Source organism: Pseudomonas sp. JH-2 (assembly GCF_036231725.1).
Lineage (GTDB): Bacteria > Pseudomonadota > Gammaproteobacteria > Pseudomonadales > Pseudomonadaceae > Pseudomonas > Pseudomonas delhiensis.
The window spans coordinates 1-3,701 of sequence record NZ_JAZAQP010000095.1 but is presented as its reverse complement, the minus strand read 5'-3'; the positions used below and the strand labels follow the sequence as shown (position 1 = coordinate 3,701).

Annotated in this window: 2 protein-coding genes; one reads left to right on the top strand and one right to left on the bottom strand. The window is 61.9% G+C overall.

What is annotated here, in order from left to right:
* Nucleotides 1-612: 612 nt before the first annotated feature.
* Complete coding sequence (locus VV867_RS30695; RefSeq protein ID WP_003193907.1) at nucleotides 613-2,136, bottom strand: fumarate hydratase; 1,524 nt, start codon at nucleotides 2,134-2,136, stop codon at nucleotides 613-615.
* 332 nt (nucleotides 2,137-2,468) lie between these two features.
* On the opposite strand from VV867_RS30695, the gene VV867_RS30690 reads away from it, so the two are divergent.
* Entirely contained in the window at nucleotides 2,469-3,410 is a 942-nt protein-coding gene (locus VV867_RS30690) for an iron-sulfur-binding ferredoxin reductase (RefSeq protein WP_069559012.1), read from the top strand.
* Nucleotides 3,411-3,701: the final 291 nt, after the last annotated feature.

Below are 3,701 nucleotides of genomic sequence, written 5' to 3'. Positions count from 1 at the left end.
GGCTAAACCGGCATCCCTGCCGGTTTACCCCCCAAATCCCTGTCGAATTCCGGCCAGCGTGGTTTAACGGGGCGCCTGAGATCAAGATCACAAGCAGATCAAGATCACAGGCAGAGCAAGAGCAAGAGCGGCTCGCTCCCACAGTAGGCCGAATTGTCTGACTAGACACGGACACTGTGGGAGCTGGCTTGCCTGCGAAGGCGGCCTAACAGTCAACACAGTTGGACCGGGTACATATCCGTTGTTTAGGTAACGGCCACTTAGGGTTCCGCCCTGACGGCGGCTCACTTTTGAACAGCGCAAAAGTAAGCAAAACGCTCTTGCCCCACCACTCGGCACCTCGCTTGGGCTCGGTGTGCCCGTAATCCGCCAGTGATTTGGGGGGCCGCCGCCACGCGCCATCCATGGCGCGGGGCGGCTAAACCGGCATCCCTGCCGGTTTACCCCCCAAATCCCTGTCGAATTCCGGCCAGCGTGGTTTAACGGGGCGCCTGAGATCAACGGCAAGAGCAAGAGCAAGAGCAAGAGCAAGAGCAGTTCCCTTGCTTCAGGCATAAAAAAGGCGACTGGGCCATGGGGCCGCAGTCGCCTTTATTCTTTTGGAAGAGGTGCTTACTGCACTTCTACCGCCAGGCTGTCACTGATCTTTTTCTGCCAGATGGCAGGACCGGTGATGTGGACTGACTCGCCTTTGCTGTCCACGGCAACGGTGACCGGCATGTCTTTGACGTCGAACTCGTAGATGGCTTCCATGCCCAGTTCGGCGAAGGCAACCACGCGCGACTTCTTGATGGCCTGGGCCACCAGGTAAGCGGCGCCGCCCACGGCCATCAGGTACACGGCCTTGTGGTCCTTGATCGCTTCGATGGCGGTCGGGCCGCGCTCGGACTTGCCGATCATGCCCAGCAGGCCGGTTTGCTCGAGGATCTGACGGGTGAACTTGTCCATCCGCGTCGCGGTGGTCGGGCCCGCTGGGCCAACCACTTCTTCGCGCACCGGATCAACCGGGCCGACGTAGTAGATAAAGCGGCCCTTGAGGTCCACCGGCAAGGTTTCGCCCTTGTTCAGCATCTCGACCATGCGCTTGTGCGCCGCGTCGCGACCGGTGAGCATCTTGCCGTTGAGCAGTACGGTTTCGCCCGGCTTCCAGCTCTGCACTTCTTCCGGGGTCAGGGTGTCGAGGTTGACGCGACGGGCCGATGGGCCGGCTTCCCAGACGATTTCCGGGTAGGCGTCCAGCGGTGGCGCTTCCAGCGACGCCGGGCCCGAACCGTCGAGCACGAAGTGCGCGTGACGGGTGGCGGCGCAGTTGGGGATCATGCACACCGGCAGGGAAGCGGCGTGGGTCGGGTAGTCCATGATCTTCACGTCGAGCACGGTGGTCAGGCCACCCAGGCCCTGGGCACCGATGCCCAGTTGGTTGACCTTCTCGAACAGCTCCAGGCGCATTTCTTCGATACGGTTCTGCGGGCCGCGCTTTTTCAGCTCGTGGATGTCGATGGACTCCATCAACACTTCCTTGGCCATTACTGCGGCTTTCTCGGCGGTGCCGCCGATGCCGATGCCGAGCATGCCCGGTGGGCACCAGCCGGCGCCCATGGTCGGAACGGTCTTTAGCACCCAGTCTACGATCGAGTCGGACGGGTTGAGCATGGCCATCTTCGACTTGTTCTCGGAACCGCCACCCTTGGCCGCCACGTCCACTTCCACGGTGTTACCCGGGACGATGGAGTAGTGGATGACCGCTGGGGTGTTGTCCTTGGTGTTCTTGCGAGCACCGGCCGGGTCGGCGAGGATCGAGGCGCGCAGGACGTTTTCCGGCAGGTTGTAGGCGCGACGCACGCCTTCGTTGATCATGTCGTCCAGGCCCATGGTGGCGCCGTCCCAACGCACGTCCATACCCACGCGCACGAACACGGTGACGATACCGGTGTCCTGGCAGATCGGGCGGTGGCCGGTGGCACACATGCGCGAGTTGATCAGGATCTGGGCGATGGAGTCACGGGCTGCCGGCGATTCTTCGCGCAGGTAGGCTTCGTGCATGGCCTGGATGAAGTCAACGGGGTGGTAGTAGGAAATGAATTGCAGGGCGTCGGCAACGCTCTGAATCAGGTCGTCTTGCTTGATCACGGTCATGAGTCGCGCTCCTCTATAAGGGAACATTCAATAAAGATGGCGTCAGTGTTGCATCGGTCGGCTGACGCCATCTTTCCAAGGCACGCCAGAATGGTGCAGGCGCGACGCTAAAAAGGCGCGGCAGTATAACCCGGCACGGTGGCCGATACACCCGACTATGGTCAAACTCTGAGGAGTGTGAACACAGGCCAATGTGGGAGCGGGCTTGCTCGCGAAGGCGGTGTACGCTTCGACGTAGGTGGTTGCTGATACTCTGCCTTCGCGAGCAAGCCCGCTCCCACCAAACGCTACCCGCATTATGGATTAGCCCTTTGCAATGATTGAGTCCTTATATGCCTGAACTGTACGTCGGCGAACGCCACTGGTCGGTCACCTCCGGCAGCAACCTGCTGGATGCCTTGAATCAGGCCGGCGTGGCCGTGCCCTTCAGTTGCCGGGCCGGCAGTTGCCATGCGTGCCTGGTGCGTTGCGAGGGTGAGGTTGACGACCAGCAGCCCGATGCCCTGAGCCCGACGCAGCGCCAGCAAGGTTGGCGCCTGGCGTGCCAGTGTCGGGTGAGTGCAAACCTGAAGGTCGAAGCGTTTGACCCTCAGCGCGATGGCCTGCCCGCCCAGGTGGTGGGCGTCGATTGGCTGAGTTCGACGGTACTGCGTCTGCGCCTGCAACCGGAACGTGCCCTGCGGTACAGCGCCGGGCAGCATCTGGTGCTGTGGGCGGGGCAGGTGGCACGTCCGTATTCCCTGGCGAGCTTGCCCCAGGAAGAGCCGTACTTGGAGTTTCATATCGAGTGCCGCCAGCCTGGTGCATTCAGCGATGCCGCGCGACAGTTCAAGGTCGGTGAGCCTCTACGGCTGGGCGAACTGCGGGGTGGAGCGCTGCACTATGATCCTGACTGGCAATCGCGGCCATTGTGGCTGCTGGCTTCCGGTACCGGCCTGGGCCCCTTGTGGGGCGTGTTGCGCGAGGCTCTGCGCCAGGATCATCAAGGCGAGATTCGCGTGATTCACCTGGCCCATGAGGCCGAGGCTCATTATCTGGCCGAACCTCTGACGGCGCTTGCCGCGCAGCATGGGAACCTTGCCGTGGAGCTATGGACTACAGCGCAGTTGCAGCCGGCATTGGCACAACTGCGGCTTGTTTCCCGGCACACCCTGGCCTTGCTCTGCGGGCACCCCGCCAACGTCGAGGCTTTTTCCAAGCGCTTGTTCCTGGCAGGGCTGCCGCGTAATCAACGGCTGGCGGATGTGTTTCTGTCCCGCCCTTCCACTTTATGAAAAGCCAGCTGCCACAGTAGACCGAGTTGTCTGACTAGACACGGACAATGTGGGAGCTGGCTTGCCTGCGAAGGCGGCCTAACAGTCAACACAGTTGGACAGGGTACATATCCGTTGTTTAGGTAACGGCCACTTAGGGTTCCGCCCTGACGGCGGCTCACTTTTGAACAGCGCAAAAGTAAGCAAAACGCTCTTGCCCCACCACTCGGCACCTCGCTTGGGCTCGGTGTGCCCGTAATCCGCCAGTGATTTGGGGGGCCGCCGCCACGCGCCATCCATGGCGCGGGGCGG

Excerpts from the sequence above, each read along its gene's own strand:
- VV867_RS30695 (WP_003193907.1), bottom strand. The coding sequence starts at position 2,136 with ATGACCGTGATCAAGCAAGACGACCTGATTCAGAGCGTTGCCGACGCC.
- VV867_RS30690 (WP_069559012.1), top strand. The coding sequence starts at position 2,469 with ATGCCTGAACTGTACGTCGGCGAACGCCACTGGTCGGTCACCTCCGGC.